The organism is Acinetobacter sp. X9 (genome assembly GCF_054889255.1).
Map to the genome: position 1 here is coordinate 2236732 of NZ_CM142679.1, position 12143 is coordinate 2248874.

Genomic DNA, 12143 nt, shown 5'->3' on the forward strand with positions numbered 1-12143 from the left:
TTTATTTAAAAATGACTTTATATATCTTTATCTATAAGAACAAATTTAAGTGTAAAAAAATAGACTATTTTTAGCAGTGAGTCTGTATGCTTTTTAAATACAATCGTCAATTAAATTAGTGAAACTCTTGCACCAAACTATTAATGTGCGCCACGGCAGCAGTTCGATTTTCAACGCAAAGTTTTTCAAAAATATGTTCTAAATGCTTGTTCACGGTCCGTGGGCTAAGCTCCAATATTTCTGCAATATCTTTATTGGTTTTCCCTAACAATAACCAGTGCATGACTTCTGCCTCACGTTGAGTCAACTGTGGGCAATATTTCAAAATATCAGCCATTTCCAGAGCTGGCGTAGAAGTCTTAATCTGTATCAGATAATTTTTTGCTACGCTTGAGTCACTTTCCCACGGCGTAAGCAATAAAAGCTGTAATTGCTGAGATGGTGTCGAATAAGAACAGCTGGTTAATTTTTTAGGGTCTTTTTCATTTTCTAAGTCTGAAAACCAAGCTTTTAAGCCTGCTTCAAAGCCCTCTAATTCAGGTAAATATTGATTCAGTAAATCACTGGCTTTTTGGGTTTTCCAAACAATTTCACCTTGAACATCTAGCGCAAGAATGGCTGTTTCCGTCGCATCAATCACCTGTTTCTGTTGCTGCAATAGTTTGGCATGTGCCAAATGTGTTTTTACCCTTGCTAGTACTTCTTCAATATTCAAAGGCTTGGTTACATAGTCCACCCCACCGACCTGAAAACCTCGCACTATATGCTCTGTTTCCGACAAGCCTGTCATAAAAATGACGGGAATAAACTGTGTAATTGGGCTCGCTTTAAGTTGTATACAACTTTCAAAACCATCCATATGTGGCATATTGCCATCAAGTAAAATCATATCTGGTAAGCATCGGTGTGCTATTTCAATAGCACTTAACCCATCGGTTGTGACAAGCACGCGATAACCTGCCTGGTCCAGACTTTCATGTAGCAATCCTAAATTTTCTGGCACATCATCCACAATCAGAATAACAGCTTGCTCATTTGGTGAAGCTTGCTGAAAAGAAACATGTTGCGTACTCATTGCTTATCCTGAATTAATCGTTGCGCGTGTTTTAAATCAAACTTTTGAATCGCCTCTTCAAGCTGTTCCCATAACTCATCATGCTCCGGAAAATTTTGACGGCATTGCATTAAAGTCTGTTGAATTCCGCGAATATAACCCTGTCCAATTAAATCATTTAAATGCTGCAAGCTTTGGGGCAAATCGAGCAGATCATTCTTTTCAGGTTGTGTAATTGATGTATGGACAGTGGCTTGCTCTTGTTTTAACACCTTTACATCAAGTGCTTGAACTTCATTATTTTCAAGGTGTGCATCTGATTTGGAATCAATCCATACCAAGCCTAACTTGTCTCCAATTTTACTCAGCAACAAATTAAGATCGATTGGTTTTAACATAAAGTCTTCACTTAAGACGGCGTCTTGTGGATTGACTTCACGCTCGCCTGCATTCGCTGAAATAATTAAGATCGGCACATTGGTAATATTATTCTGACGCAATAATCGCGCAGTTTCCCAACCGCCCATCAAAGGCATATTTAAATCCATCAAGATCAGATTAGGTTGGAAAATAGGTACACGTCTTAAACAATCAATGCCCGACTCGGCTTCTTCAATCATAAATCCCAAAGGTTTTAGAAAATTAGCGACTAAACCTCGGTCCACCGCTTCATTATCGACAACTAAAATTCGTTTTCGTTCGCCTTGATAACCAGTAATTTGGTTGGAGTAAACATTAGAAATTGGATGAACCACTTCTTTTGAAGGTAAGTAAAACTTAATCTTAAATTGTGACCCCTGATTGAGCTGACTAGTCACAGATAGCTGTCCACCGAGTAAATCGACCAACAATTTTACAATGGGTAGGCCTAGCCCTGTTCCGGTAAATCCACCTTGCACTACATTGCTGCCCCGTTCAAACGGGTTAAAAATTCGTTCTAAATCTGCCTCGGCAATACCACAGCCCGTATCTCTAATTTCAAAATATGCTGTTTGAAATCGGTACTCGACTTTCAAAGTAATTGTGCCGCTCGTTGTAAACTTTAAAGCATTGCCTAGTAAGTTAATAAGTATCTGTTCTAAGCGTTTTTTGTCGGTACGAACATAGTGCGGCAGGTTATCTCCAATTTCATAAACAAACTGTAAATTCTTCTGTTCAAACTGTGGCTGAAACATTTGAATAATTTGTTCAATAAAATTTGGGAAATGAACGTCCACTACATTTAAAGAAATCTTGCCTGTTTCAATTCGCGCTAAATCTAGTAAACCGTCAATCAGTGAAGTTAAATGCTGCCCACTACGGCTAATCACACCGAGCGCCATTTTGCCTTGTTCTGAAAGCTGCTCTTGTTTTTGAAGTAATTGGCTATAGCCTAAAATACTATTTAGAGGCGTTCTTAGTTCGTGACTAATGCCAATGACATAACGGCTTTTTGCATCATTTGCCCGTTCTGCTGAAATTCTGGCATCTTGCAGGTCTTTTGAAGTGACTTCATGGGCAGCAATTTCATCAATCAATAATGCTGTTTGCTGATGCGTTTCGATTTCGGCATTACGACGGCTTTCATCGTTTAATACGAGCCACCATGCAGCAACGCTCATCAATAAAAATAAAATGGTGTAAATTTTGACAAACAGTGTAAATAACTGCGGAACGGCTGCCGCATTGATTGTTTCTAAATAGGTTTTTTCTTGGATATAAACCAGACTCAAACTTACTGCCAAAACGATCGACAGCCCTAGAGTCAGCAATAGATACAAACTGACCCTGCTATTTAAACGGCTGGCCCAGCGTTCTGGTAAATAGTGCCAAATGGCTTTTTTGAGCTGTACTGACCAACGTGCATCAGGTTTACATAAGTCGTGACAGCGTGCTTCAAGTGAGCAGCATAAAGAGCAAATCGTACCGTTATAGGCTGGACAGCCAGCCATATCAGCAAGTTCATAGTCCCTTTCACACACTACACAGTTAGCAACTGAAGTTGCCTGAATTTTTTCAGGCTGGCGTGCAATGTAATATTTGCCTTTGGTTAAGTAAGCAATAATAGGAACGCATAACACCGCACTCCCCAAAGCAATAAAACTCGCCAAGCCTTTCGCCATGAGTCCGAAAAAGCCCAAATAGCTCAGCATCGATAACACTGAAGCGATGAGTAGCGCGCCTACACCTACGGGATTGATGTCATATAAATAAGCACGGCGAAATTCAATTCCCTTTGGGCTTAAGCCTAAAGGCTTACAGATAATTAAATCGGCAACAACGGCACCAATCCATGCCAAAGCGATATTGCTATATAGCCCCAAAATGCGTTCAACTGCATGGCTAATCCCCATTTCCATCAAAACAATGGCAATAAAAACGTTAAAAAGAAGCCAGACAATTCGCCCCGGATGGCTATGAGTTAAGCGCGCAAAAAAGTTTGACCATGCCAGTGAGCCAGCGTAGGCATTAGTCATATTAATTTTAATTTGCGCCAAGCAAACCAGTGCTAAAGTCAATATTAACGCTAGCTGAGGGTTTGGAATAAATTGTTGATAGGCAACCCAATATAAATAAGTCGGATTATCTAGTTCAGAGACAGGAATAAACAACTGAAAAGCCAACACCATCAGCAGCATGCCCATCAAAACTTTTAGAAATCCAAAAATAATCCAAGATGGCCCCCCTAAAAAAACAGCAAAACGCCATGCAGTTCTGTTCTTTTCTTGTTGGGGTAAAAAACGTAAATAGTCGGCTTGCTCACCAATTTGGATCACAAATGAAAAAATGAGAGTGCACGCCGCACCAAAGTAATACAGATTAAAATCAGTCGAGTTTGAAACCGCACCAACAAAATGCAGACTACTACTTAAAATTTGTGGTTGTTTCCAAAGTACAAAAAACCACGGTAATAACAGCAATAAGAGCCAGATTGGCTGTGTGATTGCCTGAACTTTATTAATAAAACCAATACCTTTGACCACTAAAGGCAAAATCACTAATGCCGAAATTAAGTAACCAATGACTTGTGGAATACCTAAAGCCAGCTCAAGTGCCATCGCCATAATTGCGGCTTCAAACGCAAGCAAAATAAAGGTAAAGCTGGCATAAATCAGAGATGTAATGGTCGAGCCAATGTAGCCAAAACCTGCACCACGAGTAAGCAAATCGACGTCTACATTATATTTTGCAGCGTAATAACTAATCGGCCAACTGGTTAAAAATATAATGGTACATACGACTATTGCTGCCCATACTGCATTGCTAAAGCCATACTGCCAAAGCATAGTCGCCCCAATGGCTTCCATCGCCAAAAAGCTAACGGTCGAAATTGCGGTGTTGGTCACAGTCCAAGGTGACCACTTACGTACAGAGGTGGGTGCATAGCGGAGCGCATAATCTTCAATACTTTCATCTGCCACCCAAATATTATATTCACGGCGTGTTTTGATCACACGTTGTGGGGCTTGTTGGGGGCGTGAAGAATCTGGCATAACACTCATGTTTGGCTTGTGACTGCATTAAACCCAGCAATCCTTATGCCAAAAGTCAATTATCATGGCGATTTTCTCGAATACGCACATATACGCAAAATAACGTATTTTCAATTTTTCCCAAAAATCACACACTCAAATCCATCAAAAAACAATGATCAATATTTGTGTTGATTGACCGAAACTGATTGGGAGATTGATGTTATGAGTGTATCTGAACATCCAAATCTGGACACTGTGCAAGGTACAGATTCACAAAAAGCAGTGAATGAAACCTTAGAAGATTATACTTTACGTTATGCTCCACATAGCTTTCGGCGCTGGAGTCCCAAAGTTGTCGCTATTACTGCACTTGGTGGTATTGCCTATCTTGCTGACTTTTCTATTGGCGCCAGTATTGGTATGTCTTACGGAACAACCAATGCTGTTTTCTCCATTTTATTTGCAGCGATTATTATCTTCTTAACAGGCATTCCTTTAGCCTACTACGCAGCGCGCTATAACATCGATCTTGACTTGATTACCCGCGGTGCAGGTTTCGGTTATATCGGTTCAGTCCTGACCAGTATCATTTTCGCCAGTTTTACCTTTATTTTCTTTGCCCTTGAAGGTTCAATCATGGCGCAAGGGTTATTGCTCGGTTTAGGTATTCCGCTTTGGGCAGGTTATCTCATCTCAACCGTTATGGTCATACCGCTGGTAATTTACGGCATGAAAGCCTTAAGTAAATTACAAGTCTGGACTACCCCGCTTTGGCTGGTTCTGATGATTGGTCCTGTGGCCTATCTGATTTATCAAGAACCTACCTTAGTCAGCCAGTTTGCAACTTTCACAGGTAACGAAGGTTTTGCAACTGTAGACATGGCTGCAATCATGTTGGGTGCTGGTATTTGTTTATCTCTCATCATGCAAATTGGTGAGCAAATTGATTACTTACGTTTCATGCCTGCTAAAACAAAAGAAAATAGCAAAGCATGGTGGGCTGCGGTTATTTCAGCGGGTCCGGGTTGGGTGATTTTAGGGGCAATTAAACAAATTATTGGGGCATTTTTAGGTTTCTATTTACTTACTAAAATACCGGGCGTAAACAGTACTGAACCTGTTCAACAGTTTAATGCGGCGTTTCATGACATGCTTCCGGGTTGGGCTGCTTTAACACTTGCAGTGATTTTGGTGGTTATTTCTCAAATTAAAATTAATGTGACCAATGCTTACTCTGGTTCCCTTGCATGGACAAGTGCCTACACACGTATAAGCAAACATTATCCGGGCCGTATTGTCTTTGTAATGGTGAACTTGGCAATTGCACTTGCTTTGATGGAAGGCAATATGTTTGCGGTACTGGGTAAAATCTTAGGATTCTATTCAAACTTTGCAATTGCATGGGTTGTAGTTGTTGCAACAGACATTTCAATCAACAAATATGTTTTAAAACTTTCACCTAAAGAGCCGGAATACCGCCGTGATATGCTATACAACGTAAACCCTGTCGGTATGGTTGCATTCCTTGTATCAGCAGGCTTATCGATTGCAGCATTCTTCGGCTTACTCGGTAGTTTCTTGGCACCTTACTCACCGCTTATCGCACTTGTGCTTGCTTTTGTATTAACACCCATCATGGGCTTACTAACCAAAGGAAAATACTACATCAAGTCACACGATGACGGTATTAAAGAACCACGTTATGATGCTGAAGGCACTCCTGTTGCTACCGTCTATCACTGCCGCGTATGTGAGCAAGGCTATGAGCGTCCAGATATTATGTTCTCTCACAAACATAACGGTACGATCTGTTCTTTGTGTAAAACACTCGATGCTTAAATATTCTTAAAACTAAAAAAAGAAGCTTTAAAGCTTCTTTTTTTATATCTGATGATTCTTAGCCAATCGGGAATAAACGTTCAGGCACTACATCTTTCATCACAATGGTTGAGATGAGTCGTTGCACACTTGGAATAGCAGATAATTTTTCATCGTACAAACGCTGAAAAGCAGGTAAATCTTTAGCCACCACATGTAGTAAATAATCTGGCTCACCAAACAAACGCTGTGCCTGAATAATTTGCGGGATGTCAATCACGGCATTTTCAAACTTCTCGACTGCCTGTTTATCGCCCTCTTTAAGCGTAATAAAAACAATCGCTGAAAATTCAAATCCCACTAAGTTTGGGTCGAGTTCTGCCCGATAACCTTTGATAGCTCCTGACTCTTCTAAAGCCTTTACTCGTCTATGACAAGGTGAAATGCTCAAACCGACTTTTTCTGCCAATTCAGTAATAGATAATCGGCCATTTAATTGCAATTCAGCAAGAATCTTTTTATCTGTGCGATCCATTTAGAAAAATTTACCCCAAATGAGTGTGATATGAGCAAACATTTAAAAGCACATTCTAAATACATGAGCATATTATTTTCAACAAGCTCGAATAAATAGGGATTTTTTCTAAACCACGAGCGAAACCTTTGGAAAATAGTTTGCTGAGATAAGCATATGGCTTTTAACATTTTTATTGCATTTTGGAGTGTCTCCATTCTTTTTATTATTACGCCAGGGGCAGACTGGGCCTATGCCATTTCAGCAGGGATTAAAGGCAAAGTCGTCGTACCCGCCGTCGCAGGTATGCTATTTGGACACTTTATTACGATTTTATTGGTAGCGGCTGGTGTTGGTCTGCTTGTAGCAAATAATCCAACTGCTCTAATGATTCTTACTGTTGCGGGTTCTGCTTATTTGTTATGGATGGGTATAAATTTATTACTTACCCCTCCTACTCCGAACGAATCTGGTTCTGAAAAAGCTCAGTCATGGTTGAGCTGGGCAACCAAAGGCGTTTACGTGAGTGGATTAAACCCGAAAGTTTTTTTACTCTTTTTAGCCCTGCTTCCTCAGTTTATTGATACTACTGCTTCATGGTCAGTAACAACACAAATTCTTGCCTTTGGTGTTGTTCACATGATTAGCTGCGCGATAATTTACTTAATGGTGGGTTATGGTTCAGAGGCTATTTTAAAAACCAGACCACAAGCAGCACAGTTAGTTGGTCGTTTTTCAGGTGGTTTGATGGTTGTTATCGCTACATGTTTATTGATTGGGCAAATTTAAAAAGTCATTCAGCAAAAGTTACTGGTCTCCATTTCAGGTCAGTAACTTGAATAACAAAATATGAGAAAAAATTATCTCATTCGTTTGAGGTTATAAGTCACCACTCCCCAAATCACCAGTTCTTGCCCCTCTTCAATATAAATATTCTGATAATCAGGGTTCTCTGCTTTCAGCCAAACTTTAGGTGGATGAAATTGACTATCAATCATTAAGCGCTTCACAGTAAAATCATTGTCGATGAGTGCAATCACAATATCACCTGATTTAGCGGGAATGCTACGGTCCACAATAAGCGGATCATTAATATCAATTCCAGCATCTAACATGGATAAAGAGTTGGCTTTAACAATAAACGTGGCATTTTCATTTCTAATTAAATATTCATTTAAATCGAGTGCTTGCTCAATATCATCTTGCGCAGGTGAAGGAAAACCTGCCGCAACACGTTCAGTTGCCAGAGGAATGTGGTAAATTTTATCGTTATTTGGGTGAACCTGTTGGACATTAAGTTTTGAGTTAAAGTCGGTCAAGTTATTGGTTTTGACATTATTCAGTAACCAATTTTTGATAAATTTAACTTGAGACTCGGGAACACGAATGACTTTGGTGGGTTCATTGAACTGTGCTTTACGTCCGGCATTTTCTCGTGCACCGCCATGCTCGAACTCTTTTTTCTTTGGCATATTGCCTCCATTCCACTGTTCAAATCCTACACAAACAATGTAACTTGAAAAAGTTACATTTTCAAGTTGACGAAATATTTTTTTTGCATAACAATAAATCTCATGATCAGATTTTAATCCATTTTGCTTTTAACAGGGATGTTTTAACCAAAATGGCAATTTGAAGAAAATCAAAACCTATTTCGGAATAGTCGTTATCGCTGACTGTTTTTGATTTTTATCAAATGAGATTCTGAACACTTAACATTCTGGTTAAATTCAGTTTTTTGGTATGGAGACATGCGAAATGAAAAATCAACGTGATGCGGTTTTAGGTTATGCAAATGAGCAACATGCTTACTATATCCGCCTAATTGAAAATGATGCGGTTTTAGGTGAAAGCTACGGATTATTTTGTGAAAATCCAGATAGCGAAGCAGCCGAAAGTATTATGACGACACTTTTTTTGAAAAAATCTTTTTGGTTAAACGGTTCTGAATACCTTGATATTGTAAAAGGCCTACAACCTCTCCCTCAGTAAATAAGTAAGCTAAAAAACAAAGGAGGCAAAAGCCTCCTTTGTTTTTAAAACATTCTGCTTAAGAGGTAAAACGTCCGTAGGCATCACGTTTTTGATTACGAGAGTTTTGACCACGGCCATCATCATCATCGTCGTCATCACGGCTACGGCCACGACCTCGTCCACTTGAGCGGCCACCTCGATCGTCATCATCATCGTCATCACGACTGCGGCCACGGCCTCGTCCGCCTGAGCGGCCACGATCGTCATTATCATCGTCATCACGGCTGCGGCCACGACCTCGTCCACCTGAGCGGCCACCACGATCGTCATCATCATCGTCATCACGGCTGCGACCACGACCTCGTCCGCCTGAGCGGCCACCGCGATCATCATCATCGTCGTCATCACGGCTGCGGCCACGGCCTCGTCCGCCTGAACGGCCACGATCGTCATCATCGTCGTCATCACGGCTGCGACCACGCCCCCGTCCGCCTGAGCGACCACCGCGATCGTCATCATCATCGTCATCACGGCTGCGGCCACGGCCTCGTCCGCCTGAACGGCCACCGCGATCGTCATCATCATCGTCATCACGGCTGCGGCCACGACCTCGTCCGCCTGAACGGCCACCACGATCATCATCATCGTCATCATCACGGCTGCGACCTCGGCCTCGTCCGCCTGAACGGCCTCCGCGATCATCATCATCGTCGTCATCACGACTGCGGCCACGACCTCGTCCGCCTGAGCGGCCACGATCGTCATCATCATCATCGTCATCACGGCTGCGACCTCGGCCTCGACCACCTGAGCAGCCTCCGCGATCATCATCGTCGTCATCATCACGGCTGCGACCACGGCCTCGTCCGCCTGAACGGCCACCACGATCATCGTCATCATCGTCGTCATCACGGCTGCGACCACGACCTCGTCCACCTGAACGGCCACCGCGATCGTCATCATCATCGTCGTCATCACGGCTGCGGCCACGTCCTCGTCCGCTTGAACGACCACCGCGATCATCGTCATCATCATCGTCGTCGTAACGGCTTCGGCCTCGACCACCTGAGCGGCTACCGCGATCGTCATCATCGTCGTCATCATCACGACCGCGGCCACGACCATTACGGCCATCATTTTTATGGCTTAATGCACCCGCTTCACGCGCTTCTTCAGACGTAAATTCATGAGCGTTACCACTTGCATGGGCTGCTCGGCCAGCTTCACGAGCTTCTTCAGAGGTAAACTCATGTGCATTACCACTCGCGTGAGCAGCTCGCCCACCTTTGCTGGCTATTTCTCGTACTCTTTCAGGATCCATACTTGCAAATCCACGATTTGAAGTACCTGTTCTATTGTTATCATCATCTTCATATCTAGTATTAGCCATAGTTATATCTTCCTATATTTAATTATAGTCACTACCGCTTTTAGTTAACGGATTTAATAACAATAGAATATCTATAATATTTTCCCACCCAAGTGATGTATCAATCCTTTTAAATGTATATCAATCAAAAAATGAAATTTCTTATAAACATATTATTTTTAAAATATTTTAAAAATTTTAATTATTAATAATTTTACTCTTTAAATATTGGATATACTCATTATTACCTAAGGGCACACTACAATATATTTTTACAAACACAGTTAAAATATTTTAACTGATAACAAAAAATTTCAAAATGTACAAAACAGTAAACTAACACAACATCAGGTCTATTGAGAAAATAACAAGCAAACAATTATTTTAATTAAAAAACAACAACATATATCATTACATTTTCAGAATTAATTTACTTGAGAGATTTATATGAATATTTAAAACTAATTTTAATAAGATGGTTTGAGTAACTTAACTATGCAATTAAAAAATCAACAGTCAGCTCTACAATATATCCATATTTCCATTCCTGAAATTTTACTAGGACATATTAAGTCCAAAAACTCATGGCAGGACTATGACAAAGAATGGAGCTATAGATTAGACCCACCTCATGCAAGTCATCCCTTCCAAAGAGACTTATATATTATTAAGTCAAAAAATATAGAACATGAAGATATAAAACTGTTGCTAGATAATATAGCTATTAAAAATAATAAAAATTCAGAAAATATAGATGGAGCAAAAGAAATTATTAAAAAAATATTAGACTTATCTAATAATATACCGATAGAAAACTGGTTAGAGGATACAGGAAATAGATCTATTATTGAAAGCATGATTGATAAAAACAAAATCAAGTTAATCGATATTATTTAACCCTCAAATATAAAATATTTTTTTACATCCTTATAAATAAAATAACAAAGACAACTTATTAAAAAATTCATTTTACTCACATTTACGCGGTAACAGCTCACTATATGAAAATTAGATATTACAACCGAGGTATTTAAAAATGGAAAACTCAACAAACCAGTATCCAACATCTGCCCCCGCACAAGTTCAATCTCATCAACCAGGCGATCAGGAAAAAATGCATCCTGAACCTGAGATTATAAAAAGCTCACATAAAGGTAGCGATAAGCTAAAAGGTAAAGTTGCCGTTATTAGTGGTGGCGATAGCGGTATAGGGCGTTCTGTCGCAGTATTGTTTGCTCGTGAAGGTGCCGATATTGCAATCCTTTATCTTGAAGAAGATCAAGATGCTGAAATCACTAAACAACTCGTTGAAAGAGAAGGACAACATTGTCTTTTATTAAAAGGTGATATTTCTGATCCAGATGTGGCAAAACTTGATATTGATAAAGTTCTACAACATTACGGTAAAATTAATATTTTAGTGAATAACGCTGGTGTGCAATATCAACAAAAAGAAATTGAAAGCATTAGTAATGAGCAATTAGAAAAAACTTTTAAAACTAATATTTTCCCAATGTTTTATCTTACTAAAGAAGCCATTTCTTATATGGAAAAAGGCGACAGTATTATTAATACGACCAGTATTACCAGCTATCAAGGCCATGATGAGCTTATTGATTATGCAAGTACTAAAGGCGCGATTACTACTTTTACGCGTAGCTTATCGAACAATTTAATGAAGCAGAAAAAAGGAATTCGAGTAAATGGTGTTGCGCCGGGACCCATCTGGACACCATTAATTCCAAGCAGTTTCGATGCAGAAACCGTTAAGGAGTTTGGTAAAGACACCCCAATGGGAAGAATGGGACAACCAAGTGAAGTTGCACCTGCTTATCTTTTCCTTGCCTCAGATGATGCAAGTTACATTACAGGTCAAGTCATTCATGTAAATGGTGGTCAAATCGTAAATGGTTAATCCCTAAGATATAAAAAAGCCCTGAAAGTTAAAACTTTCAGGGC

General features: G+C 40.1%; 10 protein-coding genes. 5 read left to right on the forward strand and 5 right to left on the reverse strand.

Annotated features, from left to right (window positions below; translation table 11 throughout):
- Positions 1 to 115: 115 nt before the first annotated feature.
- On the reverse strand, positions 116 to 1075 hold the full coding sequence (locus ACYU0V_RS10685) for a response regulator (protein WP_461847389.1): 960 nt from the start codon (positions 1073 to 1075) through the stop codon (positions 116 to 118).
- Positions 1072 to 4536: a hybrid sensor histidine kinase/response regulator gene (locus ACYU0V_RS10690; protein ID WP_461847391.1), complete on the reverse strand. Its 3465-nt coding sequence runs from the start codon at positions 4534 to 4536 to the stop codon at positions 1072 to 1074. The genes ACYU0V_RS10685 and ACYU0V_RS10690 overlap by 4 nt, the downstream gene beginning before the upstream one ends.
- A gap of 195 nt (positions 4537 to 4731) precedes the next feature.
- Between ACYU0V_RS10690 and ACYU0V_RS10695 the strand changes: the two genes are divergently transcribed.
- Complete coding sequence (locus ACYU0V_RS10695) at positions 4732 to 6348, forward strand: purine-cytosine permease family protein (RefSeq protein WP_002114289.1); 1617 nt, start codon at positions 4732 to 4734, stop codon at positions 6346 to 6348.
- A gap of 58 nt (positions 6349 to 6406) precedes the next feature.
- On the opposite strand, the gene ACYU0V_RS10700 is transcribed toward ACYU0V_RS10695, so the two are convergent.
- Complete coding sequence (locus tag ACYU0V_RS10700; protein WP_000376211.1) at positions 6407 to 6862, reverse strand: Lrp/AsnC family transcriptional regulator; 456 nt, start codon at positions 6860 to 6862, stop codon at positions 6407 to 6409.
- 156 nt (positions 6863 to 7018) lie between these two features.
- On the opposite strand from ACYU0V_RS10700, the gene ACYU0V_RS10705 reads away from it, so the two are divergent.
- A complete protein-coding gene (locus ACYU0V_RS10705) occupies positions 7019 to 7630 on the forward strand; it encodes a LysE family translocator (RefSeq protein WP_000885232.1) in 612 nt (203 codons plus the stop codon).
- 71 nt (positions 7631 to 7701) lie between these two features.
- On the opposite strand, the gene ACYU0V_RS10710 is transcribed toward ACYU0V_RS10705, so the two are convergent.
- Complete coding sequence (locus ACYU0V_RS10710) at positions 7702 to 8313, reverse strand: LexA family protein (RefSeq protein WP_213688424.1); 612 nt, start codon at positions 8311 to 8313, stop codon at positions 7702 to 7704.
- A 286-nt stretch (positions 8314 to 8599) separates the two neighbouring features.
- Between ACYU0V_RS10710 and ACYU0V_RS10715 the strand changes: the two genes are divergently transcribed.
- Complete coding sequence (locus tag ACYU0V_RS10715) at positions 8600 to 8833, forward strand: hypothetical protein (RefSeq protein WP_002114518.1); 234 nt, start codon at positions 8600 to 8602, stop codon at positions 8831 to 8833.
- A 58-nt stretch (positions 8834 to 8891) separates the two neighbouring features.
- Here ACYU0V_RS10715 and ACYU0V_RS10720 read toward each other — a convergent pair whose 3' ends face one another.
- Positions 8892 to 10205, reverse strand: a complete 1314-nt coding sequence (locus ACYU0V_RS10720; protein WP_461847394.1) for a KGG domain-containing protein — start codon at positions 10203 to 10205, stop codon at positions 8892 to 8894.
- A gap of 474 nt (positions 10206 to 10679) precedes the next feature.
- Here ACYU0V_RS10720 and ACYU0V_RS10725 point away from each other — a divergent pair, with 474 nt between their 5' ends.
- Together ACYU0V_RS10725 and ACYU0V_RS10730 are read left to right on the forward strand one after the other, a co-directional pair.
- Positions 10680 to 11081 (forward strand): DUF6367 family protein, encoded by a 402-nt coding sequence (locus ACYU0V_RS10725; protein ID WP_002114331.1) that lies wholly within the window; start codon positions 10680 to 10682, stop codon positions 11079 to 11081.
- Between the two features lie 139 nt (positions 11082 to 11220).
- The gene (locus ACYU0V_RS10730) at positions 11221 to 12099 is read left to right on the forward strand and encodes an SDR family oxidoreductase (protein WP_461847396.1); all 879 of its coding nucleotides are present in this window, start codon (positions 11221 to 11223) and stop codon (positions 12097 to 12099) included.
- Positions 12100 to 12143 lie beyond the last annotated feature (44 nt).